The organism is Paracoccus alkanivorans (assembly GCF_003697785.1).
GTDB lineage: Bacteria > Pseudomonadota > Alphaproteobacteria > Rhodobacterales > Rhodobacteraceae > Paracoccus > Paracoccus alkanivorans.
In genome coordinates, this window is sequence record NZ_QOKZ01000002.1 from 177448 (window position 1) to 201651 (window position 24204).

Genomic DNA, 24204 nt, shown 5'->3' on the forward strand with positions numbered 1-24204 from the left:
TTCGATCAAACGCAAACTGCGCTAGGGCGCTTCCGCTGTATCATGCGCGTCGCTTGCGCCCAGCCAGATGCCCCGGGCGATCAATTCGGTGGTGACGTCCTGCAGGCATTGGCTGACGGCAGAGGCTGCCCGCGACAGGGGCCGGGTCGCATGGCTGGCCAGATAGGCGGTGCGCCAGAACCGGTCATCGACGAATGGCTGCACCTGCAGCAACCCGCGCCCCGACTCTTCGGCGACGGCGTGGATGGGCAGGACCGAACAGCCGAAACCGTCCCGGACCAGTTGCTTGATGCTGGCATAGCTGTCCACCTCGATGGCCGGATCGAAGACCAGGCCGGCCTCCTGCATCCGCTGCTCGATCATCCGGCGCAACCCGTGCGAGGCACTGGGCAGGATCAGCGGCATGTCGATCAGCGCCTCCAGCGTGGCCGGTGCGGAGTGTGAGGCATCGGGGGGCAACAGGATGACCAGTTCTTCGCGCAATAACGGGTCGAGGCGTATCTGCCTGTTATTCGCGCTGCCATATAGGACGCCCAGGTCGATCCGTCCTTCTTCCAGCCACTCGCCGACAAAGCCGCTCATGGCCTCGGCGACAACTGGCTTGATCCTTGGATGGCGTTGATGCAGCCGGGCGATCAGGGGAACCGACAGGATGCCGCTGATCGTGCCCGGCAACCCGATTCGCACCGTGCCGCCGGGTTCCTTGCCGACCTGGTGCAACTCTTCCCGCATGTGATCGAACCCGGCCAGCAGGGGGCGGGCGCGTTCGACCAGCAACCTGCCCGCCTCGGTCGGGCTGACTCCGCCGGAATGGCGCAGCAATAACGGCGTGCCAAGCGCCTCCTCCATCTTGCGGACATGCAGCGAGAGCGCGGGCTGTGCGACATGCAGGCGTTCCGCCGCGCGCGAGAACGACCCCTCTTCGACGATCGCGAGGAAATAACGGAGTTGCCTGATATCCATGCTGCACCTTCCTATATCATTATTATATGGAGATCAGAACTTATATATATTTGCATTATGGTTTGGGCAGCGCCAGTCTTTGAATCGATTAGGCGAGGATCGAAGATGCAGAATATTGGCTCCGACCGGTTTCAGGATATCCGCGACGCGGTGCGCGCCCTTTGCGCCGGGTTCCCCGACGAATATCACCGCAAGGTCGACGAGCAGCGCGGCTATCCCGAGGAATTCGTGAACGCGCTGACGCGGGCGGGCTGGATGGCGGCGCTCATCCCCGAGGAATATGGCGGCTCGGGGCTGGGGCTGACCGAGGCCTCGGTCATCATGGAGGAAATCAACCGCGCAGGCGGCAATTCGGGCGCCTGTCACGGTCAGATGTACAATATGAACACGCTGATCCGGCACGGCTCGGAAGAGCAGCGGCAGAAATACCTGCCCCGGATCGCCGCGGGCGAGTTGCGCCTGCAATCCATGGGCGTGACCGAGCCGACCACGGGTACCGATACCACGAGGATCAAGACCACCGCGGTTCGCAAAGGCGACCGCTATGTCATCAACGGTCAAAAGGTCTGGATCAGCCGGGTCCAGCATTCCGAACTGATGATCCTGCTGGCCCGCACCACGCCGCTGGCCGAGGTGAAGAAAAAGACCGAGGGGCTGTCGATCTTCATCGTCGATGTGCAAGAGGCGATGCAGAAGGGCATGCAGGTCCGCCCGATCCTCAACATGGTCAATCACGAAACCAACGAGTTGTTCTTCGACAATCTCGAGATCCCCGCCGAGAACCTGATCGGCGAGGAGGGGCAAGGTTTCAAATATATCCTGACCGGGCTGAACGCCGAGCGGACGCTGATCGCCGCCGAATGTATCGGCGACGGCTATTGGTTCGTGGATCGCGTCACGAAATATGTCAGCGAGCGCAATGTGTTCGGCCGTCCCATCGGCCAGAACCAGGGCGTGCAATTCCCCATCGCCGAAAGCTTTATCGAGGTCGAGGCCGCAAACCTGATGCGCTTCGAGGCCTGCCGCCGCTATGACGCGCAGGAACCTTGCGGGGCACAGGCCAATATGGCCAAGTATCTGGCCGCCAAGGCAAGCTGGGAGGCCGCGAATGCCTGCCTGCAATTCCATGGCGGTTTCGGTTTCGCCTGCGAATACGATATCGAGCGCAAGTTCCGCGAAACCCGGCTGTATCAGGTCGCGCCGATCTCGACCAACCTGATCCTGTCCTATGTCGCCGAGCATGTGCTGGGCCTGCCGAGGTCGTTCTGATGAGCGGGCTGCCGCTGGAAGGACTGACCGTCATCGCCATCGAGCAGGCTGTCGCGGCACCCTTCGCCAGCTCGCGGCTGGCCGATGCAGGGGCGCGCGTGCTCAAGATCGAGCGGCCCGAGGGGGATTTCGCGCGCGGTTACGATGCCGTGGCAAAGGGCCAGTCGAGCTATTTCATATGGCTGAACCGGGGCAAGGAGTCGGTTGCGCTGGATTTGCGCTCGCCCGAGGGAAAGGCCGAGTTGCGGCGGATGCTGGAAGGCGCGGATGTGCTGTTGCAGAACCTCAAGCGCGGCGCGCTGGCGCGCCTCGGTTTCGGCTTCGACCGGCTGGCGCAGGATTTCCCGCGGCTGATCACCTGTTCGATCACCGGCTATGGCGAGGATGGCCCGATGGCCGACCGCAAGGCCTACGATCTGCTTATACAGGCGGAATCCGGGCTATGCTCGATTACCGGCGGACCGGATGAGCCCGCCCGCGTGGGAATCTCAATCGTCGATATCGCCACCGGGGCGACGGCCCATGCGGCGATACTCGAAGCGCTGATCCAGCGCAGCGTGACCGGCCGGGGGGCGAATATCTCAGTGTCGATGTTCGATGTCATGGCCGATTGGCTGACCGTGCCGCTGCTCAATCACGAGGGCGGCAGGACGCCTAGGCGTATCGGCATGGCGCATCCGTCGATCGCTCCTTATGGCGTGTTCCGGACGCGGGACGATCGGGCAATGCTGATCTCGGTTCAGAGCGACCGAGAATGGCGCAGCCTTTGCAAGCTGTTTCTCGAACGTCCCGAACTGGGCGAAGATCCGCGCTTTGCCACCAATGTAGCGCGGGTCGAGAACCGGACCCTGACGGATGCGGCGGTGGCGCAAGGGTTTGCCCGGATGGATGCTGATCAGGCCGTCGCCGCGCTGCTGAAAGCCGATGTCGCGCTGGCCTCGGTCAGCGATATGGCGCAATTGTCAGCCCATCCGCATTTGCGCCGGATCACTGTCGATACGCCGAACGGTCCGGTCTCGATCCCGGCTCCGGCCCCTGTCGTGACCGGGGTGGAAAGGCGCTACGGCCCGGTTCCCGCGTTGCCGGTGCAGGAGGCCAGGGCATGATCGATATCGGCCATTTGCGGCAATGGATCGGACGCGAAGAACGGCAATCGGAAATGCTGACCCCGGCTGTGGCCGAGCGTTTCAACGCAACGTTCAATCGCCGGGATGACACGGGAAACGGGGCCATCGCGCCGGTGATGATCCATCTCTGCCTGGCGCCGCCGGCGGTGCCGACCGAAGAGCTTGGCCCCGATGGGCATCCGGCGCGCGGCGGCTTTCTGCCGCCCGTTCCGTTGCCGCGGCGCATGTGGGCGGGTGGCGCGTTCACATTCCACGACGATATCCGGGTAGGCGAGACGGTCACGCGGCGCTCGGTCATTCAGGATGTGATGGTCAAGGAGGGGCGCACGGGAACGCTCTGCTTCGTGACCGTCGAGCACCGGATCGACAGCGATGGCCGCCTGGTTCTGACCGAACGGCAGGATATCGTCTATCGCGGCGCGGATCGCCCCGGCGCGGTGACAAAACCCGTCTCCGCCGCTGCCAGAGGCGAATATCGCGTGACGGTCGAGCCTTCGGCCGCGCTCCTGTTCCGGTATTCGGCCCTGACTTTCAACGGGCACCGGATCCATTACGATGCGCCCTATGTCCGTGAGAAAGAAGGTTATCCGGGCCTGATCGTTCACGGCCCGATGCAGGCCACCATGCTGGTGCAACTGGCCGGGAAGATCCGGGGCAGCCGCCCCGCGCTGTTCGAATTCCGCAGCCTGTCGCCATTATTCGATGACGCCGATTTCACGCTGAACGCAACCGAGGATGGTGCAGCGCTGAAGCTGTGGACCTCCTACAGTGACGGTCCCGTGGCGATGGTGGCGCGAGCCGAGTGGTAGCCTGCCCGGGCCGGCCGCGCTGGCCGGAGCAGGCTTTGCCTATTTCGCCGGGATCAGTTCCGTGACGCCCACGGCTGCGGCGCGGGCGAGGTCGGGATCAAGCGACATGCCGATATATTCTCCGCGCCGCCACAATTCCGCCAGGTCGTCATAGTGACGCGAAAACGGATGCCCGCTCTGCCCGGTAGAGATGATGAACACCGAGCTGTCCGGATCGGCAAGGTCGTAAACCCCGCGATAAGCCGCTCCGCTGACTGCTTCATAGGGGTTGTCTCCACCTCCAAGCAGCCCGCTGCGCGCCAGCGTGAACTCTCCGCCCGAGACCGATTGGGTGAGGTTCATCACCCAACCAAGACCTGAAATTCGCCCGAGTGCCGGGTGATCATGCCGGGCCTGGTGCAAATCGCCCCACCGCCAGCTCGTGACCTGCGGGCCGAAACGGTCGGTCAGATCCAGGATTGCGCGGTCCAATGCCTGGCGCGCTATGGTGGTGCAATCCTCGTCGGGCGCGCTTTGGATGATGTTGCACCAGCGCGCGGCCCCGTTCCGGTTGCGGAACACCGCATCGATGAAGGCGGGACGAAGCTGCGTGATGTCGTCGGCCAGCGGTCCGAGTTCGTCCTGGATCAGGCGCTTTTGCAATTCGCGCATCCATGCGGCATAGATCAGCGGCTCCGGCAGGTGCTCGCTCATCTCGCCATCCCATTCGGCCAGCAGGTTCAGGGCGTCCTGACGCTGACGCTCGGGCGTTCCCGCGGCGGCGGGCTCCCCGCTGAACCACAGATTGGCGCCGACCAGCGGCAGCAGGGCGCGGGCCGCCGGGCTGACAACATCCAGCTGCGTTGCGATGAAACTGTCGCGGGAATGAATTTCTCGATCCTCGAGCAGGTAGCTCAGCCGCTTGTATCTTGTGCCGTCCCGCGCCTCCTCGGTCGCGATGGTCATGTCCTGGCCAGAGGGCGTGCCGGGCGCAAGATCCGCTGCCTGGGCGATGCCTGTCCACCGGGCTTCGGGCAACCACCCGGGAGCAGGCATCCCGCCGCCCGTCGGATGCTCGGCGGCACGCTGCGGCACCGCACCCGCCGTGAACTGCTGGACGCCCCCGGAATCCGCCAGCGTGACCGTCATTGCCGGTGCGACGGTCTGAGCCATCGCACCCATCGCCGAGGCCCGGTCGCCCGACCGCATCAGGCCGATCAGGGCGGAGATGGTCCGGTCCTGCCGCGAAAGCCCTGTCCAGCGGAGCGAGGCGACATGTCCGTATGGGGTCACGTCCTGCAATCCCGGATCGATCAGGGGAACCAGGGGGCCGTTTTCGGTTTCGCGCAAGGTGATGGTCTGGTTCTGGCCATCCATGATACGGATCAGCGTTCTTTCGGTCTGGAACTGCGTCCAGCCCGAGACGCCGCGATAACTGTCGGAAGCGCCGGGCTTGACCTCTTCCATATAGATGTCGGCGTCATCGACGGCAGCAGGGGTCAGCCCCCAGGCCAGGTGCTGGTTGCGGCCGGACCATAGCACCGGAATGCCGGGGATGGTCGCGCCGATCGCTCCGCCCGTGCTCAACTCAAGCCGCACCAGGTAATACAGGGAGGGCACCGTCAGCGGGGCTTGCAGATCATTGGCGAGCAAGGAGCCATTCGCCGCGGTGCGTTCGCTGGCGGCGGCGAAGCCATTGGCACCCAATCCCATGCCGGGACGCAGGAAACCGCGCAGGTCCATGGGATGGCCGGGCGTGCGGCGGGATTGCGGGATCCCGAGCCGGGCACCGGGAAACAGGGATGAATAGGAGGGCCGGGCTGTGCCGTCCGGAGATTGCAGTTCCGGCCCGTGCTCCGGCCATGCCAGCGACAGGCGCGCGCGCAGAACCTCTTCCTCGATGGAGCGGCTGCTGCTTGCCGCCAGCAGCTTCAGGATCGCCAGCGAATCAGCAGGTTGCCAGTAAGCGATCTGGTCGGGGAACAGGAAGAACTCGGGTGCACCCTTGCCCATCGCCCCTTCATTGACCTGCCGTATCCATTCGTTGATCCCCGCCGAATAGGCCTCCAGCGCGGCGAGCGCTTCGGGGTCCTGTGCCTCGACCGACGCCGCCGCCCGGTCATACAGGCCAAGCCGCCGTGCCAGATCGTCCAGCGCAAAGGCCGAGGAGCCGTAAATCTCCGACAACCGCCCTTGTGCCGCCCGGCGCAGCACGGTCATCTGGAACAGCCGGTCCTGCGCATGAGTCACGCCAAGCGCGAAGAACACATCTTCGTCGGATTGCCCGAAGATATGGGGCACATTCTCGGTCGAGCGGACGATTTCGACCGGGGCTGAAAGACCGGCCATCTCGTAACCGGCATCATAATCCGGCAACGAGCGTATCGCGAAATACCAGATCAGCACCGTCCCTGTTACCAGAAGCAGGATCATCGCGACGGTCAGCCTGAGAAGCCAGCGAAAGAGTGTCAGCATCGGAGGGGAGGTTCCATCTAGGTCGCGTGTCGGTCGGCTCAGGCTGTTCCATTGGCGCTTGACCATGATGCGCCGGGGTGGTGGTGTGCTGCATAAGCCAGCCGCGTGTGCATTTCAACGAGTGCCGGATGCAACATTATCGCGGCGATCATTAACGGGGGATGAATATGGCAAAACTCGCTTTTCTGGGACTGGGTGTGATGGGCTATCCGATGGCCGGGCATCTGAAAGCCGCGGGGCACGAGGTCACCGTCTATAACCGGACCGCCGGGAAGGCGCGCAAATGGGTGGCCGAACATGGCGGCAATGCCTGCGCTACCCCGCGTGAAGCGGCGGAGGGGGCCGATTTCGTCATGGCCTGCGTGGGCAATGACGACGACCTGCGCTCGGTCTGCCTGGGCGAGGACGGAGCATTCGCCGGCATGGCCGGGGGCGCGGTCTTTGTCGATCACACCACCGTCTCCGCCGCCGTGACCCGCGAACTGGCCGAGGCGGCGGAGCAGGCCGGGTTGGGCTATGTCGATGCGCCGATCTCGGGTGGTCAGGCGGGGGCCGAGAACGGCCAGCTTTCGGTGATGTGCGGGGGCGATCAGGGGCATTTCGACCGCGCCGCGCCGGTTATCGATGCCTATGCCAAGATCTGCCGTCGCTTGGGCGATGTCGGTGCGGGCCAGATGACCAAGATGTGCAACCAGATTGCCATTGCCGGGCTGGTGCAGGGGCTGTCGGAATCGTTGGCCTTCGCGCAAAGGGCCGGGCTGGATATCGACAAGGTGGTCGAGGTGATCAGCCAGGGCGCCGCCGGCAGCTGGCAGATGGCGAATCGTCACAAGACCATGGCGGCGGGTGAGTTCGAGCATGGTTTCGCGGTCGACTGGATGCGCAAGGACCTGGCGATCTGCCTTGCGGCGGCGGACGAGGTGGGGGTCTCGCTTCCGGTCACCGCGCTGGTCGATCAGTTCTACAAGGAGGTGCAGGCCATGGGCGGGGGGCGTTGGGACACCTCCTCGCTGATCGCGCGCCTGACGCGGTAGGGGCGGCTGCCAGAGCAGTATGCGCCTGATCGAATCCACCCCGGCCCATTCTTCTTCATGCAAATATCCCGGAGGAATCCGGCCCGTATGGGCCGGATGGGGGCAGCGCCCCTGTCATCGCGGGACGTAACTCGCAACTGAACCCGATCAACTGCAAACTGCTCTGGCGGCCAGGCCGCCCGGAACATGTTTCAGACGAGTTCGATCCCGATCGCGGAGCCCTCGCCGCCGCCGATACAGATAGCCGCGACGCCCCGCTTGCCGCCCCGTGCTTGCAAAGCGTGGATCAGCGTCACGATGATCCGGGCGCCGGACGCGCCGATCGGATGGCCAAGCGCACAGGCCCCGCCATTGACATTGACCCTGTCATGCGGAACCGACATCCGCGCCATGAAGGCCATGGGAACGACGGCAAAGGCCTCGTTCACTTCCCACAGGTCGACGCTGTCTTTCGGCCAGCCCAGCTTTTCCAGCAGTTTCTCGGCGGCGGGCACCGGGGCGGTGGGGAACTGGCCCGGTTCCTGCGCGTGGCTGGCATAGCCTGCGATCCGGGCGATCGCGCCCGTGCTGTCTGCGGCGATCACCAATGCCGCCGCCCCGTCCGAGATGGAACTGGAATTGGCGGCTGTCACCGTGCCGTCCTTGCGGAAGGCGGGCTTCAGCAAGGGGATCTTGTCGGGACGGGCATTGCCCGGCTGCTCGTCGGTATCCACCACCGTTTCGCCCTTGCGCCCGCTGATCGTAACCGAAGCGATCTCGGCAGCGAAGGCCCCCGAGGCGATGGCCTCGTTCGCGCGGTCTAGGCTGGCCAAGGCATAGGCGTCCTGCGCCTCGCGGTCGAAACCGAACTCGGCGGCGCAATCCTCGGCGAAGGTGCCCATCAGGCGGCCCGTGTCATAGGCATCCTCGAGCCCGTCGAGAAACATGTGATCAACCACCTGCCCATGTCCCAAACGCGCGCCCGAGCGCATCTTGGGCAGCAGGTAGGGAGCATTGGTCATGCTCTCCATGCCACCGGCGACGATGAGATCGGCGCTGCCCGCGCGGATCGCGTCCGCGGCCATCATCACCGCCTGCATCCCCGAGCCGCACATCTTGTTCAGCGTCGTGGCGGGCACGGATTTCGGCAATCCGGCCTTGAACCCCGCCTGACGCGCCGGAGCCTGTCCCTGCCCCGCCGGCAGGACGCAGCCCATGAACAGGGCGTCGGGCCTGTCGGGAGCGAGCCCCGCCCGCTCCAGCGCGGCACGGATAGCCACGCCGCCCAGCTCCGCAGCGCTCTGGCTGGACAGCGCGCCCTGAAAGCCTCCCATGGGGGTGCGTGCGGCCCCCGATACGAACAGTTCCCGAACAGCCATCATCTCCCCCTTGCCGGTCAGGTTATCGCTTACCCGATTGTAACCTTTTCCGTCTAGCCAGTCTGCCGGATCTCTTTGATGGGGAATGCGATGGAACTTGCCGCCACGGATGACGGGGAAACGACCCTGATCACCTTGCAGGAAACGCGGATCGACGCGGCGAATGCGACATATTTCAAGGACAGGATGCGCGAAGTCATCGCCGATCACGGCAAACCGGTTCTGCTTGATCTCTGCCGGGTCGACTTCATGGACAGCTCGGGACTTGGTGCATTGATCGCGGTGCTCAAGGGAATGCCGCCCGGGCTGACCCTGACGCTTTGCAATGCGACATCCAATGTCCAGCGGGTTTTCAAGCTGACGCGGATGGATTCCGTGTTCCGGATCCTGCCCTCCCACAAGCAGGATGAAACCGGATAATGAACCCTACCGACCGGCAGAAAGCCGATTCCGGCAGACCTGTGGGCTACAGGCTTCCGCCCGTGTTTCACCGCGTCCTGCCGGCAAGTCCCCTCGCCGTGCGCGACACGCTCTGCGATGTCCGCGCCCGCTTCGCGAGGTCGGCCCCTCCCGACACGCTCGGACGACTCGAACTGGTAATGGCGGAAGTGCTGAACAATGTCGTTCAGCATGCAGCCCGGCAGAGTGGCGGACTTCCTGCGCAGAAGCCGCTGTCCATTCATCTTTCCATCCTTCGCACCAGGCATGGTTTCGCCTGTGCGGTCACGGATGACGGTGAATCAATGCCGAACGGATGTCTGGTGCCTCATGATCTGCCGGACTCCGAAGATTCGGGGCCGCCAGAGGGGGGGTTTGGCTGGTTCATGATACAGAGCTTGACCCAGACACTGTATTACCATCGCGCGGAAGACAGGAACTGCCTGGCCTTCAGCATTGCCTCCGCGCAGCCCGCCTAGTTCAGCAATTCCTGCAAAGGATAGCGGCCATCCTCGAAATCCCCGAACATCTCGATCACCTCGGGGTGGTTCAATGGCTCGCCCGAGGAATCAGGGACCAGATTCTGCTCTGACACATAGGCTATGTAATAGGTCGCCTCGGTTTCGGCATAAAGATGATAGAACGGCTGATCCTTGGATGGCCGCACATCTTCGGGAATGGAATCGTACCATTCCTCGGTATTTGCGAATTGCGGGTCCACGTCGAAAATGACCCCGCGGAACGGCCGCTCCTTGTGCCGGACGACTTGTCCCAGACAATATTTCGCGACGCGGTTCTGCACCTGCATGCGTAACGATCCCTCAGTATTCATGGCATTGCGCCGAATTGACAGGGTTCTAATACCGCGAGTCGATTCTGTCCACCGCGGCGCCGTCTGTCTGAAACGAAAATCCCATGCCCGCCAAGGCGTCGCTTTTACCGGTCAATTGGCGGAGGCGGAACGCGCTGAGTCACCAGATGGCTCTTGCGCTTTTCGTAAAACGCATTGCCGCCCGCAACGAGGACATAATGCATGTTGTCATAGGGGAAACTGTAGCCTGCGGTATGGAAGAACCTGGCGTTCCGAACTCCGGCCTGGCGCTCTCCGCTCAGGACCGCGCGCGCGGCCTCCCTTACATCGGGAAGCGCCTTCGAGTTCATGGGCCGGGTCAGCACGCCCGGCGCGAACTGGTTCTTCTGGCCCACGACACCGCAGACCGTGTTCGGAAACTCGTCCGACGCGACCCGGTTCATGACGACCGTGCCGACCGCAATCATCCCTTCGCGGCTCGACCTGTTGGCCTCGAAGAAGATGGCGCGCTCCATGCACTCCACATCCCGCTGTGTATATCGATGAGAACCCCGACTGCTGTCGCCGCCCGAACAGCCCGCGAGCATCACGCCCGCGCACAGGCCCGAGACGAGCCACGCCCTTGATGCACTGCCCATCATGTTCCGCCTTATGTTTCTTTTTTCCTGCCCGCACCTGTTTGCATCCGGCACGGGTTTATCATTCGCCTGTCCATCTGGCGGCATGATAGCTGCATTTCGGCAACAGTGCTATCTGCGAGAATTGCCCGAGAATCCGCTTGGCAGATTTTCGCCACTGCCATTGTTAGGGGTGGACGGCGCAATCCGCCCCTGTTTTCAGGCTGCCAGCGGAGCCGCCGGCGGCAGGCGCGACGGCGCTTCGCGTACCGGCAGGTGGATCAGGGCGCTGAAGGCACCGACACCTACTCCGACCCACCAGACAAGCGTATAGTCACCGTAGATGTCATACAGCTTGCCCCCCAGCCACACGCCCAGGAACGAGCCGATCTGGTGCGACAGGAATACGAAACCATATAGCGTGCCCATGTAACGCAGCCCGTAGATATAGGCGACCAGCCCCGAGGTCAGCGGAACGGTCGCCAGCCACAGCCCACCCATGACCAGCGAGAAGATGACGACGCTGCCCGGCGTGATCGGCATCAGGATGAAGGCGGCGGCAGCGATGGTGCGCAGCGTATAGATGCCAGCCAGAAGGTATTTCTTGCTGTAGCGCTTGCCCAGCCATCCGGCAAAGATCGATCCCGCGATATTGGCCAGACCGATCAGTGATATCGCCGCCGCACCGAGCGCGGAGGTCGTGGTGATCCCGATCGATGCGAGCGTGCCCATCGGGCTGATCGGTCCGCACATCTCGGTCACCATGGCGGGAAAATGTGCCGTGATGAAGGCAAGCTGATAGCCGCAAGAGAAAAACCCCGCGAAGATCATCAGATAGGATGGATCACGGAACGCACGCCGCAACACGCTGCCCATGCTCTCTTCCAGCTCGGACCGGGTGGCGGGTTTACCATCGCCCAGCATCGGCAGGAAAACCATGCAGGCCAGAACGATCACCCCAAAGATGATGAATACCGTTTGCCACGTGTAAAATGCCAGCAGGACCTCGGCCAGCGGCGCGCCAAAGACCTGCCCCGCCGATCCCGCAGCGGTGGCGATGCCAAGGGCAAGGCTGCGGTTCTCGTCGCTCGCGGCGCGCCCGACGACCGCCAGGATGACCCCGAAACCGGTGCCCGCGATACCAAAGCCGACCATCACCTCCAGCAATTGCATGGTGGCCGGCGTGGTCGCATAGGCGCTGAGCACCAGCCCCGCCGAATACAGGATCGCGCCCAGAATGATAGCGATACGGTCTCCCCAACGCTCCGCCAGGGCGCCGAAGATCGGCTGCCCGATCCCCCAGGCAAGGTTCTGGATCGCGATTGCCAGTGAAAATTCAGCCCTCGGCCAGCCGAATTCCTCGCCGATGGGGATCTGGAACACGCCGAAACTGGCGCGCATCGCGAAATTGATCAGCAGGATCAGGGAGCCCCCGATCAGGATGGGGGTGAAAATCCGGGCTTGGGTCGACATGAAAATACCTGAAGGGCAAAAAGTCGCGATCAGCGTTGGCCCTTCGCGGCAAGAAGATCAAGCCCGGATTCATGATGGAACGCATCAACCGGGCTGATGAAACAGCCCGGTTGATACACGGCAGCCAATCAGTTGCGGCGTGCGAGTTCGTTCCGGATCGAGAATTGCGAGTCCGGGATCGAGACGCCCTTGCGCATCTCGCCCAGAATGACGGTGGTTTTCTCGCCGCTGTCGTCGGTGACGACCCATTGACGCAACTCGGTCGGTCCGCCGGTAAAGACCATCTGGATATTGCCGTATTCCGGATGCGCGGGATCCTGCGCCGTCACCACGGTCGAGTTCTTGGCCTCGGTATATCCGGTGACCATATTCGCACGCCCCAGATCGACATTCGCGTCCAGGATGATCGACAGCGGTGTTTTCGACAGCGGGTATTGCTGCGGCCCGCCTGTGGATTTGGGGTCGAAAACGGCGACATTGCCCGCGGATGCCAGGACCAGCGTCGAATCGTTGTTGTATTCGAAGCGCACCTTGCCCGGACGGCTGATGAACACGGTCCCGGTCGAGATCGAACCGTCGTTATTCACCTGCGTGAACTCGGAAGTGACCGTTTTCAGGCCGTTGAGATAGCTGGAAATCTCGTTCAGCGGGATTTTCTCGGCCAATGCCGGGAAGGCGAGGCCAAGGACGAGGGCGGGCGCAAGTGCGATAGAGCGTATGTTCATGGCGCCGATAATATCCTTTTCGTTTCAGACTGCACATCACGTCTGATGGAACTGTCAGCGGCGAACGCCCGCATGGCCGTGAGGGTTCCAAGATCTCACGCTTAGTTGCAGCAGACCTGTCACGGAACCGAAACGCGCGCGACATGTCATCGTCATGTTATCTGACTACCCCAAGCGCCACATCCAGCCATATACCGGAGCCAGACCATGCCGCTCATCCGCCCCCGCATGACGCGCCGCAGCCTGTTGATATCGGGCCTTGCCACCTCCTCTATCCTTGCCATGCCGGCGATCAGCCGCGCCGCCTCGCGCCCGGTCTTCGGTCATGGGGTTCAGTCGGGCGACGTCAACGCACAGGGCGGCATGGTCTGGACTCGCGCCGACAGGCCCTCCAGCATCGCGCTGGAGGTCGCCACGTCAGAGGATTTCGCGGATGCCCGCCTGATCGCCCGGATGAACGCGCTGCCCGACAGCGATTTCGCGGTCAAGGCGCTGATCGACGGCATGGCACCGGACCAGAGCGTTTTCTACCGCATGACCGCGACGGACCTGTCGGACGTGAATGCCGTCAGCGAGCCCGTTACCGGCCGTTTCCGCACCGCCCCGACCGAGCGCCGCGACATCCGCTTTGTCTGGTCGGGCGACACCGCCGGACAAGGCTGGGGCATCGATGACGAGGGAATGCGGACCTATGCCACCATGGCCCGGCATGAGCCGGATTTCTTCATCCATTCGGGCGATACCATCTATGCCGACGGCCCGATGGAGGAAGAGGCCGAGATCGAGGGCGGGCTGTGGAAGAACACCGTGCTGATCGACGAGGTCCGCAAGGTCGCCGAAACACTCGATGAATTCCGCGGCCGCTGGAAATACAACCAGATGGACCGGCATGTGCAGGCCCTGTCCGCGGTTTGCCCGACCCTGTTCCAGTGGGACGATCACGAGGTGGTCAACAACTGGTCCCCGGGCAAGGACCTGACCGGCGACGACCGCTACACGGAGAAATCCATCGCCCTGCTGCATGCCCGCGCCGCCCGCGCCTTCCACGAGATGACGCCGATCAGCTATACCCCGACCGAGCCGGGCCGCATCTATCGCAAGATCGCCTATGGTCCGCTGCTGGATATCTTCTTCCTCGACCTGCGCAGCTATCGCGGTGCCAATAGCGAGGGAATGCAGGACGAGGTCACGGCACAGTCGCAGATTCTGGGAAAGGCGCAGCTTGACTGGCTGAAATCCGAACTGAAGGCATCGAAGGCGACATGGAAGGTGATTGCCTGCGACATGCCCATCGGTCTTTGTGTCTGGGACAAGGTGTCCGAGGACCAGCAATTCGTCGAGGCCATCGCCAATGGCGATTCCGGCGCTCCGAAAGGGCGCGAGCTGGAATTCGCCACGTTGCTGCGTTTCATCCGCGACGAAGACATCCGGAACACCGTCTGGCTGACCGCCGATGTTCATTATACGGCCGCGCATGAATATCATCCCGACCGGGCCGCGTTCCAGGAGTTCGAGCCATTCTGGGAATTCGTGTCGGGCCCGCTCCATTCAGGCAGTTTTGGCCCGAACGATCTGGACATGACTTTCGGTCCCGAGGTGAAGTTCGTGAAGGCTCCGCCCGAAGGGCAGGCGAACCTGCCGCCCTCGGCAGGGCTGCAGTTCTTCGGCCTTGTCGATATTGCGGGCGATAGCGGCCAGATGACGGTCCGGCTGATGGATCGCGCCGATAACGAGCTGTGGTCGATCACCCTGGATCCCAAGGAAACATCCTGACGGGTGTTTCCACGAGCAGGGATGCCGACAGTGCCGGACGCATGGGGTTTCCCGCGTTCCGGCCCCTGCTTGACATCGCGCTTTCCCGAGTTCAAATAGCGGTCCAGTGGGGCCGTAGCTCAGTCGGTAGAGCGCATCGTTCGCAATGATGAGGCCAGGGGTTCGATTCCCCTCGGCTCCACCAGAATCATCCACATACCGTCAACGGGAGGGTCATCCCCTCCACCTAATTTCCATCGAGTCCCGGCGGCGGGCCGCCAAGGCCCAATCCGCCGCCCAGGCCACTGCCGGAGCTTTCCTCCGCCGGCGGCGTGGAGGTCTCGCCCCCTGCCGGGGCGTCAGGCCCGCCTGTCGATGCTCCGAAATCGGGCGGGCCGTCCAGGCCACCCGGCTCGCCTGATGACGGCTCCTGACTTTCACCCGATTGCCCGAAGGGCGATCCTCCCAAACCGCCAAGCTGGCCGAAGCCGCTCCCGTCCCCGGAACCGAATCCGCTTGAGGGAATCTCGATCCTGATATTCGAGGTATCCACCGGCGCGCCCTTGTAATGCATGACCATCTGCGGAAAGCAGATGACCACCGCGATCATCAGGATCTGGATGAATACGAACGGCACGGCCCCCCAGTAGATCTGGCTGGTCTTGACCGGCGCGATGCTCTGCCCCGTGATCCGGTCGGTATAGGTCTCTCGCGGCGCCACGGAGCGCAAATAGAACAGCGCGAAGCCAAAGGGCGGATGCATGAAGCTGGTCTGCATGTTCACCCCCAGAATGACGCCGAACCAGATCAGGTCTATGCCAAGGCTTTCGGCTGCGGGTGCCAGCAGCGGAACAATGATGAAGGCCAGTTCGAAGAAATCGAGAAAGAAGGCGAGGAAGAAGACCAGCAGCGACACGGCGATCAGGAAGCCGTATTCGCCCCCCGGCAGCGAGGTCAGCAGATGCTCGACCCACAGATGCCCGTTGACGCCGTAGAAGGTCAGCGAAAAGACCCGGGCGCCGATCAGGATGAACATCACGAAGGATGACAGCCGGGTCGTCGCCGCAAGCGCCTGGCTGATGACACGCATGTTCAGCCGCCTTTTGCCCGCGGCAAGGACCAGCGCGCCGACAGCGCCCATTGCGCCGCCCTCGGTCGGGGTGGCAACGCCGAGGAAGATGGTGCCGAGAACAAGGAAGATCAGCGCAAGCGGCGGGATCAGCACGATGATGACTTGCTGGGCCAGGCGCGACATCACGCCGGTCTTCAGAAACTTGTCCAGCACCGCCGCGGCATAGACGACGATCACGGCCAGGGCTGCGGCGAGAATATCGGCATCGGTCCCATGCGCCGGATGCAGCCATTTCCAGGCAAGGTAGAACACCCCGACACCCGCCGCCAGCGCCACCAGCAGCGAGGGGATCCCGGATCCGAGCGTCCGCGCCTCTTTCGGCAGGGCGGGCAGCGCGTTCGGGCGGATGATCGACATGACGAAGACATAGCCCAGATAGATGCTGGTCAATACCAGTCCGGGGATCAGCGCGCCCTTGTACATGTCCCCGACCGAACGGCCCAACTGGTCGGCCAGCACGATCAGCACGAGACTGGGCGGGATGATCTGCGCCAATGTCCCCGATGCCGCGATCGCCCCCGTCGCGATCCTGCGGTCATAGCCGTAGCGCAGCATGATCGGCAGCGAGATCAGCCCCATCGCGATCACCGAGGCGGCCACGACGCCGGTGGTCGCGGCCAGCAGCGCGCCGACGATCACCACCGCATAGGCCAGCCCGCCCCGCACCGGCCCGAAAAGCTGGCCGATCGTGTCGAGCAGGTCCTCGGCCATGCCGGATTTCTCCAGCACGATCCCCATGAAGGTGAAGAACGGCACCGCGAGCAATGTCTCGTTCGAGACCACCCCGTTGAAGAACCTGTCGGGTATCGCCCCCAGCAACGGCCAGTCGAGATGGATACTGCCACCCGACAATGGCGCAAGCTCGACGCCTATAACGAAGAAGAGCAATCCGTTGGCGGCCAGCGAAAAGGCGACCGGATAACCGAGAATCAGGAAAATGATCAGCGACAGGAACATGATCGGCGCCATGTTCTGGGCGATGAGTTCCATCATTTGCGTGTCTCCCGCTCAGGGCTGTCTTTCCCGCTGTCTTCCTTGCGATCCGGAAGTTCGAAACCGGCCTGCGCCAGAAGGTCGGGATCGACCTCCAGGGGGACATGATGACCAGAAGAAGCGTGCCGGTCCTCGATCAGCCCGCGCATCACGGCGATTTTCTTGATGATTTCCGAGATCCCCTGCAACAGCAGCAGCACGAAGCCTGCGAACAGCAGCGCCTTGGCGGGCCACAGCATAAGCCCCCCGGCATTCATGGACATTTCGCCCAGGCGGATGCTGCGCAGCAGCCAGGGCCACATCAGCCAAAGCGACAGGATCACCATCGGCAACAGGAAGAAGGCATGCCCGATCAGGTCGATCCAGTGCTGGGTTCGCCGCGAGCGGCCGCCATAAAGGATATCGATGCGGATATGCTCGTTCTCCAGCAACGTGTAGGCCGCGGCCAGCAGGAAGGCCCCGCCGTAAAGATACCATTGCAATTCAAGCCAGGCATTGGACGAAATGCTGAACAGCTTGCGGATGATCGCGTTTCCGGCGCTGACGAAAATCGCCAGCAGGATCAGCCAGGACACGCTTCGTCCAATGAGACTGTTCGCTCGGTCTATCCCGCGCGACAAGGCCAGAAGGCCGCCCATGATTCCCTCCCTCGAAATCACCCCCGCATTCACGGGGCCACCGGTTTTCCGGCGATTTTGGAATGTGCGAGGGGTATGCGTGAAGCTTTCGCGGGGGTCAAGAAAATCCATCCCCCGCGCTCCGGGCCGTTCCGCGAATGCCTGCGCAGAAGGCCTGCCCGGCATTCTGAAGGCCCAATCACGGCCTCCCCCGCGGCATGGATGATCAGGCAGCAACCCGTATCGATTAACGTTAATGCAACGAATTAACCTTAATCCGACCGGCTGATCCCGTCACGAATGAGGCCATCATGACGAAGTTCCTGCCCCGGCCAGCGGGGCGCCGGACGAAGAGACCGGATCACGTCTTGGGCGCGCGCCGATGTCAAGCGGCGGCTATCGGCGATCCGGTCCGTCGCCCCATGCGATTCAGGACGATGAGAGCCGGTTTCCCGCCGGAAACCCCGAGCCCCCATTCGTCCCGCACCACCGGTCAATCGGCCGCCGGAGCCTCGCCCGATTGCGAATCGGTTCCGGGTTGCGCCGCGGAATCCGCCTCGGCTTCGGAACCGGCCTCACCGGCCCCGTCTGCCGGTGCGGCTTGGCCGCCAGCCTCGCCGTCCTCATGACTCGCATCATCGCCGCCACGCTTGCCGCCATGCGCCCCGCAAGCCTTGCGTCCCTCTTCGGTCAGCAACGCATATTCGACCTGCACCTGCGCCGAAACCGACAGCTCGCCCGCCTCGACCGGGGTCGAGGCATCCCTGGCGGCCTCGGCGCGCATCATCATCGGCCCCGGCCCCTCGGCCACCGGCGCGTCGCGCATCACGATCACCGGGCCAAGGCTCAGCCCCGCGGCCTCCGCCAGCACTTCCGCCTTGTGGCGCGCATCCTCGACCGCGGCACGGCGGGCCTCGTCCTCGGCCTCGCCCGCCTCTTCACGCTGGAAACTGATGCCGTTGATCTGGTTGGCTCCCGCCGCGACAATGGCATCAAGGACCTCGCCCAGTTTCGGGATGTCGGTAACCCGGACCGAGACCATGTTCGTCGCCTCGTAACCATTGATGGTCGGGGCGCCATTTTCGGGATATTCCATGCGCGGGCTCAGGTTCAGCCCCGAGGTCTGGATATCCTCGGGCGCGATTCCCGCGCCCTTCAGCGCCTCGATCACGGCGGTTTGCTGCCCGGCATTCTGCTCCATCGCCGCCGCGGCGCTATCCGCCTGCGAGGTCACGCCAAGCTGAATCTCGGCCAGATCGGGAGCGATCCGCGACTCGCCCTGCCCCGTCACGTTCAGACGCGACATCATCATCCGGCAACCGTGATGCCCGCCCTTCATGCCCTTGCCGTGGCCGCTGCCCGGCGCAGCGAAAGCCGTCGTCGCAAAGGTCAGGGCAAGGCCCGTGGTGACGGCCATCAGGGCGCGGCCGAAACGGGGGGAATGGTGGTTCATCCGATATTCCTTCTATTGCAGATGCAAGACTATGCCGTAACGCCTCCCGTGGCGAATCCGTTCGGCAGAAAGCGTTCACAGATGCGCCAGTTTCGCTTTTCACACACTACAAATTGGGGTAGTTCATGCTAGACTCCACCACATCGCGGCAAAGGGACGCCGCAACCATATTTGAGCGACGAAACCGAAATATGAATAAACACGCCGCCCCCGAATTCGCAATGAGCTTTACACAGGACGCCGTGCTGCTGGAGCGGCGCGAGGGTCTGGACTGGCAGCCCCTGGGGCGGGCGCCGTTTTCCGAAGGCAATGTGGCCGCCAAACTCAATGCGCTGCGCGGCGACGATGCGGGCCCCTCGTCCGAGCCGGATACCGTTCTGGTGATTCCCGACGACCAGATCCTCTATACCCGGCTGACGGCATCTCCCGGTTCGGATGTGCCGGCCGCGATCGCCCGTGCGCTGGAAGGGATGACGCCATACAAGGCCGAGGAGCTTGCCTTTGACTGGTGCCCTGACGAGGATGGCCGGATCGACAGCCTGCGCGTTGCCGCCGTCGCCCGCAAGACGCTGCAGGAGGCAGAGGATTTCGCGCGCATTCAGGGCTTTCGCCCTTCCGGCTTCCTGGCCCGGCCCGGCGATGAGCGTTTCGACGGCCAGCCGGATTTCGGCGCTTCCGAACTGGCGCGGCAGGAACGCGCCGTGTCACCCTTCAGCAGCGCCGATCTGCAGCAGGTAGGGATCACCTCGGAGCGGATAGAAATTCCCGAACCCGTGACCCAACAGCCGGTGATTTCGCGCATTCCGCCGCATTATTTCGCACCGGCACCGACAATTGCGGAAGTTGCGGACACGCCCGAACCCCGGCAGGAGGTTGCCGCCGCCGCACCGCAAACGGAAGAAGCCGAGGGAAAAGGCGGCTATTCGGGCCCCGTGGCCCCGAAAGTCATTCGTCATGGCGAAGCTGCTCCCGCGGGGCTGTCCCCTCATGCGAAAGCCATTCACACACGGGCCGCCGAAGCCCGCCAGAAACAGGCAGCCTCCGGGGATACCGGTTCGGCGAAGGCCGGCGGTTTGCTCCAGACCCTGCAAAATCTGCAGGATTCCGCGCCCAGCACCCTGACCGTCCTGACCGGCCTGCTGGTTGTCATCATGCTGGCGGCATTCCTGTTCCTGGGCGGATCGCAGGATCATGTCCCCCAAACCGCAGAAACACCCGCCCCCCGGACCCAAACAGATGAAATGGCCGGGGCCGATACCGAGGCGAAGGAGCAGGTGCCTCCCGCCGCTCCGGACGTTCAGGCAGCAGCCGGGTCTCAGGCAGGCGCGGCGGAACAGGACCTCCCGGCCGGGGCGGCGACGGATTCCGATGCATTACCGGAAGAAGCTTCGCAGCAATCCGCGGCCGCCGATGGGCCCACCGACAACAACAGCGCGTCGGCAACACCCGGGGATGTGCCGCAGGATGCCTTGACCGCCGCCCTGACAGAGGCAATGCGGGACAGCTCCGCAGCGCAACAGGCTACCGCTGACGCGGAACCGGGTGCGGGCACCGCTGAGAGGGAAACCACCTCTGAAACCTCGCCGCGGGTCCTGCAGGGAGAAGCCGCGCAGATCATCGCCGGACAGGCGGTCGAGCGGGCCGTGGCGTCCTCTCCCGCCGAAACGCCGGAGCCGACAGGGACAACACAGGATACGGCCACAGAGGCCGCTGCCTCCCCGTCGGACACGCAGGGCCTGAGCAACTCGCCCCGTCCGCCGCGCGCGGCCCCTCAGCGGACGCAGGCCCCGGCTTCGAGCGATCGGCGCCCGGTGCTGCCCACCGATCCGCAACCCTATGAGCAGAGAGCCGAGCCCGAACCCCCACGGCTGACCGGCCGGCGCCCCCCGTCACGCCCCGCAACCGCCAATCGCAGCACCACACCCGCCGCTGCCCCGGCTCCGGCCAGCGTGGAACCGGCATCGCAACCGGCTCCGGCCACCACACCCACCACCGCCAGGTCGGCGGCGCCCGCGTCCTCGCCACGTCCGCCTTCCCGTCCCGACAACCTGACCCTGCTGGAAGAGGGCAGCATCTCCGAGGATGGGGCCGGGACCCGGCTGACCCGGTCGGAACGGCTGTTCCTCGAAGGGCTGCTGCAAGAGTTGCGAACGGCGCAGGCAGGCGCGGCAGGATTATCGGAGGCGGAACATGGCGCGGTCATCCTGCTCGCTCAGGCGCGGCCACAGCGCAGGCCCGTTGCCGTCGCAGGCCCCACAGAGGACGCGGTGCGCGCGGCGGTCGCCACTGCCATGTCGAGTTCCGAGCGCCCCGCCCCCCGTGCGGATAACGACGCGGGCACCGGAGACGATGCCACTGCAACCGGCAGCGTCGCCGGCGGCCTCGCGGGGCTGGAACGATCCGGCAGGCCGGCCACGCGCCCCGGTTCGGTCGCCGCCCGGGCCGGAAGCGGTTCCGACCCGGGCAATCCAAGCCTGTCAAGGGATGCGATAGAGGACGCCATCGCTACCGCCGTCGATAACAGCACTGCCTCTCCCGGCGCCGTCGCTTTGACGGCGCTTACTTCATCCGCGATCCCGCCAAGACGCGGCGACGCCACACCCTCCGCCCCGACCGCAGACGATCTGCGTGAAGCCGCGAAGGAACAGCAGGCCGAGCAGGAGCGTGAAGCCGCCCTTGCCGAACAGCGCCGCCTGGATGCCGAGTTGCAGGCACAGGCCGAGGCCCGCGCACGCGAACGCGCCGCCGCCGATGCGCGCGCCGAGGCGCAGGCACGCGCCGCCGCCGAAGCCCGCGCCCGCGCGCAGGCCGAGGCCGAGGCCCGAGCCGCCGCCGCGCAGCAACAGCGATACGTTCCGCCCGAAGCCGAGAAGGAGCCCGAGGTTGCCAACCAGGTTCCGGCGGGCCGCACCCCGGCCTCCGTCGCCTCGGCCGCAACGGTAGAAGACGGCATCCGTATCAACCGCACCCAGATCATCGGCACGATTGGCGCGGGCAAAGCCAGCCGCGCGCTGGTGCGCCTGTCCAATGGCCGGGTCATCACGTTGCGCCTTGGCGACAAGATCAACGGCGGCCAGATCACCGAGATCGGAAACAGCAAGATCACCTATGTCGAAGGCGGGCAGGCGAAACAGCTTTCGGTGTTAAGCGGACAGTAATGGAAAACTTCCTGCTGCTGGCCACCGTCTATCTGATCACGATGGTGATCGCCGTGCCATTGTCGGCGCGGCTTGGGCTGGGCTCGGTCCTGGGCTACCTGATCTGCGGCATCCTGATCGGCCCGGTCCTGAACCTGACCGGCTCGGAAATGAGCGATCTTCAGCATTTCGCGGAATTCGGCGTGGTCATGATGCTGTTCCTGATCGGGTTGGAACTGGAGCCCCGCAGCCTGTGGAACATGCGCCGCAAGCTGCTTGGGCTGGGCGGCGCGCAGATCCTCGGGACCATCCTGCTGCTGGCGCTGATCGGCGTCGGCCTTGGCCTCGACTGGCAGGTGGCGCTGGCTGTCGGGATGATCCTGTCGCTCAGTTCGACCGCCATCGTGCTGCAGACGCTGACCGAGAAGGGATTGATGCAGACCGGTGGCGGACGATCGGCATTCGCGGTCCTGCTGACCCAGGACATCGCCGTCATCCCGATGATCGCGCTGATGCCCCTGCTGGCCCCTCTCACTCCACGAGGAGGCGAGCATGGCGAGGAGCATATCGGCGAGGCCCTGATGGCCAATCTGCCGGGATGGGCGGCGACATTGGCCACCCTGGCCGCAGTCGGCGCCGTGATCCTGCTGGGGCAATATCTGATCCGCCCGGTATTCCGTTTCGTCGTCTCTTCGCGCCTGCGCGAGATGGAGACCGCGATGGCGCTGCTGATCGTTGTCGGAATCGCCTCGCTGATGATCCTTGTCGGCCTGTCCCCGGCATTGGGCACCTTCCTTGCCGGCGTGATGCTGGCCGGATCCGAATTCCGGCACGAGTTGGAGTCGCAGATCGAACCCTTCAAGGGGCTGCTGCTGGGGCTGTTCTTCATCACCGTCGGGGCGGGGATGGATTTCCAGCTTCTGTTCGACAAGCCGGTCCCGGTGATCGGCATCACGACGGCGCTGATCGCGACCAAGGCCGGGGTGCTGTGGCTGATCGCCCGCTGGACGAAGATGGAGCGAAAGGATCGTTCACTGTTCACCCTGTCGCTCGCGCAAGCGGGAGAGTTCGGTTTCGTGCTGATCTCTTACGCGGTGGCGCTGGCGATCCTGCCCCGCGATCTCGCCCAGGGCTTCCTGCTGGTCATCGCGCTTTCGATGCTGGTCACGCCGCTGCTGTTCATCATCCACAGCCAGATAAGGCGCCGTCTCAGCGAGGGCGCGGAACCGGACATTCCCGGCGACGATATCGACGAACAGCAACCGATCATCATTGCCGGGATCGGGCGCTTTGGCCAGGTCATCAACCGCATGGTCACGATGTCGGGCTTTCAGACCACGGTCCTTGATCACGACCTCAAGGTCATTCAGGTCATGCGCCGCTTCGGTTTCAAGGGCTATTTCGGCGATCCGACGCGCCCCGAGATCCTCGCCGCCGCCGGGCTGGACAAGGCCCGCATCCTCGTCGCCGCGCTGGACGATCCGGCCGCCAATCTCAAGCTGATCACCTATGCCCGGGAACGCCGCCCGGATCTGCATATCATCGCCCGCGCACGGGACCGGGTGAATGTCTATCAGCTTTATGCCGCCGGGGCGAATGACATCATCCGCGAACTGTTCGACAGCTCGTTGCGTGCGGGGCGTTACGTTCTGGAGAATGCGGGCCTGTCGGAGTTCGAGGCCGCTGAACTGGCAAAGATTTTCTACCGGCTCGACCGAGCCTCGCTGCGTGAACTGGCCGAGGTATGGAAACCCGGCGTTCCGCTGGAGCAGAACCCCGAATATATCCAGCGCAGCCAGGAACTGAACCGCACCCTGGAAACGGCGCTGATGAACCGCTTTGCCAATGAGCCGGACAGTTCCCCACCGGAAGAAAAGGAACCGGGGCAAGCGCCCTCCCGCCCTTCGCGCGAGCAGCGACCCGACGGACGCTGAACCGGACTGCCCGGCGGCTCAAGCCACCCGGCCGAAAGGCCCCAAAGCCTCACTCATGGCGAAACGCAGCAGTCGTGGCAGAAGAGGTGAAATCGCCGGAAACCGCGC

General features: G+C 64.0%; 19 protein-coding genes and 1 tRNA gene. 10 read left to right on the plus strand and 10 right to left on the minus strand.

Translation table 11 applies throughout. The features are described from left to right. Window positions 1-21: 21 nt before the first annotated feature. Complete coding sequence (locus C9E81_RS05585; protein ID WP_122111338.1) at window positions 22-963, minus strand: LysR family transcriptional regulator; 942 nt, start codon at window positions 961-963, stop codon at window positions 22-24. 105 nt (window positions 964-1068) lie between these two features. Here C9E81_RS05585 and C9E81_RS05590 point away from each other — a divergent pair, with 105 nt between their 5' ends. The 3 genes from C9E81_RS05590 to C9E81_RS05600 are packed head-to-tail and all read left to right on the plus strand — an operon-like array spanning window position 1069 to window position 4168. Then, window positions 1069-2232: an acyl-CoA dehydrogenase family protein gene (locus tag C9E81_RS05590; RefSeq protein WP_122111339.1), complete on the plus strand. Its 1164-nt coding sequence runs from the start codon at window positions 1069-1071 to the stop codon at window positions 2230-2232. Further along, window positions 2232-3338 (plus strand): CaiB/BaiF CoA transferase family protein, encoded by a 1107-nt coding sequence (locus tag C9E81_RS05595; RefSeq protein ID WP_122111340.1) that lies wholly within the window; start codon window positions 2232-2234, stop codon window positions 3336-3338. Before C9E81_RS05590 ends, C9E81_RS05595 begins: the two co-directional genes overlap by 1 nt. Next, the gene (locus C9E81_RS05600) at window positions 3335-4168 is read left to right on the plus strand and encodes an HTD2 family dehydratase (protein ID WP_122111341.1); all 834 of its coding nucleotides are present in this window, start codon (window positions 3335-3337) and stop codon (window positions 4166-4168) included. The genes C9E81_RS05595 and C9E81_RS05600 overlap by 4 nt, the downstream gene beginning before the upstream one ends. Before the next feature lie 39 nt (window positions 4169-4207). Here C9E81_RS05600 and C9E81_RS05605 read toward each other — a convergent pair whose 3' ends face one another. Next, entirely contained in the window at window positions 4208-6622 is a 2415-nt protein-coding gene (locus tag C9E81_RS05605) for a penicillin acylase family protein (protein ID WP_122111342.1), read from the minus strand. 167 nt (window positions 6623-6789) lie between these two features. Here C9E81_RS05605 and C9E81_RS05610 point away from each other — a divergent pair, with 167 nt between their 5' ends. Beyond that, window positions 6790-7656 (plus strand): NAD(P)-dependent oxidoreductase, encoded by an 867-nt coding sequence (locus tag C9E81_RS05610; protein ID WP_122111808.1) that lies wholly within the window; start codon window positions 6790-6792, stop codon window positions 7654-7656. Between the two features lie 191 nt (window positions 7657-7847). Here the strand turns inward: C9E81_RS05610 and C9E81_RS05615 are convergent, their stop codons facing one another. Next, on the minus strand, window positions 7848-9014 hold the full coding sequence (locus C9E81_RS05615; protein ID WP_122111343.1) for an acetyl-CoA C-acyltransferase: 1167 nt from the start codon (window positions 9012-9014) through the stop codon (window positions 7848-7850). Between the two features lie 90 nt (window positions 9015-9104). Here C9E81_RS05615 and C9E81_RS05620 point away from each other — a divergent pair, with 90 nt between their 5' ends. Together C9E81_RS05620 and C9E81_RS05625 are read left to right on the plus strand one after the other, a co-directional pair. After that, complete coding sequence (locus C9E81_RS05620) at window positions 9105-9434, plus strand: STAS domain-containing protein (protein ID WP_122111809.1); 330 nt, start codon at window positions 9105-9107, stop codon at window positions 9432-9434. Continuing rightward, window positions 9434-9931, plus strand: a complete 498-nt coding sequence (locus C9E81_RS05625; protein ID WP_122111344.1) for an ATP-binding protein — start codon at window positions 9434-9436, stop codon at window positions 9929-9931. Before C9E81_RS05620 ends, C9E81_RS05625 begins: the two co-directional genes overlap by 1 nt. On the opposite strand, the gene hspQ is transcribed toward C9E81_RS05625, so the two are convergent. The 4 genes from hspQ to C9E81_RS05645 form a co-directional block, all read right to left on the minus strand. Beyond that, the gene (gene hspQ, locus C9E81_RS05630; RefSeq protein ID WP_425010616.1) at window positions 9928-10284 is read right to left on the minus strand and encodes a heat shock protein HspQ; all 357 of its coding nucleotides are present in this window, start codon (window positions 10282-10284) and stop codon (window positions 9928-9930) included. The two genes, C9E81_RS05625 and hspQ, sit on opposite strands and share 4 nt — an antisense overlap. Before the next feature lie 104 nt (window positions 10285-10388). After that, the gene (locus C9E81_RS05635) at window positions 10389-10850 is read right to left on the minus strand and encodes a cell wall hydrolase (protein ID WP_122111810.1); all 462 of its coding nucleotides are present in this window, start codon (window positions 10848-10850) and stop codon (window positions 10389-10391) included. A 249-nt stretch (window positions 10851-11099) separates the two neighbouring features. Next, window positions 11100-12353 (minus strand): MFS transporter, encoded by a 1254-nt coding sequence (locus C9E81_RS05640; RefSeq protein ID WP_122111346.1) that lies wholly within the window; start codon window positions 12351-12353, stop codon window positions 11100-11102. 128 nt (window positions 12354-12481) lie between these two features. Further along, window positions 12482-13078, minus strand: coding sequence for a LolA family protein (locus C9E81_RS05645; RefSeq protein WP_122111347.1), 597 nt, complete (start codon window positions 13076-13078; stop codon window positions 12482-12484). A 207-nt stretch (window positions 13079-13285) separates the two neighbouring features. Between C9E81_RS05645 and C9E81_RS05650 the strand changes: the two genes are divergently transcribed. Next, window positions 13286-14851, plus strand: a complete 1566-nt coding sequence (locus tag C9E81_RS05650; protein WP_122111348.1) for an alkaline phosphatase D family protein — start codon at window positions 13286-13288, stop codon at window positions 14849-14851. A 108-nt stretch (window positions 14852-14959) separates the two neighbouring features. Further along, window positions 14960-15035 (plus strand) — tRNA-Ala (locus C9E81_RS05655). Window positions 15036-15077: 42 nt separating this feature from the next. Here the strand turns inward: C9E81_RS05655 and C9E81_RS05660 are convergent. The 3 genes from C9E81_RS05660 to C9E81_RS05670 form a co-directional block, all read right to left on the minus strand. Then, window positions 15078-16955: a TRAP transporter large permease gene (locus C9E81_RS05660; protein ID WP_122111349.1), complete on the minus strand. Its 1878-nt coding sequence runs from the start codon at window positions 16953-16955 to the stop codon at window positions 15078-15080. Beyond that, window positions 16952-17593, minus strand: coding sequence for a TRAP transporter small permease subunit (locus C9E81_RS05665; RefSeq protein WP_122111811.1), 642 nt, complete (start codon window positions 17591-17593; stop codon window positions 16952-16954). The genes C9E81_RS05660 and C9E81_RS05665 overlap by 4 nt, the downstream gene beginning before the upstream one ends. Before the next feature lie 472 nt (window positions 17594-18065). Beyond that, complete coding sequence (locus C9E81_RS05670) at window positions 18066-19025, minus strand: SIMPL domain-containing protein (protein ID WP_122111350.1); 960 nt, start codon at window positions 19023-19025, stop codon at window positions 18066-18068. A 191-nt stretch (window positions 19026-19216) separates the two neighbouring features. On the opposite strand from C9E81_RS05670, the gene C9E81_RS05675 reads away from it, so the two are divergent. Next, on the plus strand, window positions 19217-22183 hold the full coding sequence (locus C9E81_RS05675) for a hypothetical protein (protein WP_122111351.1): 2967 nt from the start codon (window positions 19217-19219) through the stop codon (window positions 22181-22183). After that, window positions 22183-24096 (plus strand): monovalent cation:proton antiporter-2 (CPA2) family protein, encoded by a 1914-nt coding sequence (locus C9E81_RS05680; RefSeq protein WP_122111352.1) that lies wholly within the window; start codon window positions 22183-22185, stop codon window positions 24094-24096. Before C9E81_RS05675 ends, C9E81_RS05680 begins: the two co-directional genes overlap by 1 nt. Window positions 24097-24204: the final 108 nt, after the last annotated feature.